At 46.3% G+C, this 712-nt stretch carries 2 protein-coding genes; both read left to right on the top strand.

Going from position 1 to position 712, the window contains the following annotated elements; all coding sequences use genetic code 11:
* A partial coding sequence (locus R7093_RS25470; protein WP_318147053.1) for a GMC oxidoreductase occupies positions 1-388 on the top strand: 388 nt, incomplete at its 5' end.
* 48 nt (positions 389-436) lie between these two features.
* Positions 437-712, top strand: a 276-nt coding sequence (locus tag R7093_RS25465) for a glycine betaine ABC transporter substrate-binding protein (protein ID WP_318147052.1), incomplete at its 3' end; no start/stop codon positions are given.

Genomic DNA, 712 nt, shown 5'->3' with positions numbered 1-712 from the left:
TGAGTTCCGTGGCGATGAGATCCAGCCAGGTCTCAATATCACTACCGACGAGCAAATTGATGAGTGGGTTAAGCAAAATGTTGAGAGTGCTTATCATCCTTCATGTAGCTGCAAAATGGGTGCAGACGATGATCCGCTAGCCGTACTGGATGAGCAGTGTCAGGTACGCGGCATCCAGGGTTTGCGTGTTGTGGACTCGTCGATTTTCCCAACCATTCCAAATGGTAACTTGAACGCGCCAACCATCATGGTTGCAGAACGGGCTGCGGACATGATCTTGGGTAACGCACTAGAAAAAGCAAATAACACTCCGGTTTGGATTGCACCGAACTGGCAAGAGATGCAGCGAATGCATCCACCGAAAAGAGACTTGGAATCGATCTCTTAATCTTTAAAAACTGAGAATAAAGTCAGAAATTATTAAAAGGAATTCAACATGTCTAAGATGACGAAAATACTATCGACTATCGCACTAAGTTCTGTCGCTACCGGCGCTTACGCAAACCAATGTGAAACCGTTCGGTTTGCCGATGTAGGCTGGACAGACATTACCGCAACCACGGCTGTAACCACAGAGCTACTGAAAGGCTTGGGTTACAAAACCAAGACGGATCTGCTGTCTGTACCAGTAACTTATTCTTCTATGGCGAATGGCGACATTGATATCTTCCTTGGTAACTGGATGCCAACGATGGAAGGTGACATTGCTAAG

The sequence above is a fragment of the Vibrio sp. 1580 genome (genome assembly GCF_033340055.1).
Note: the sequence above shows the minus strand (reverse complement) of the source record. Positions and strands in the feature narration are given on the sequence as shown.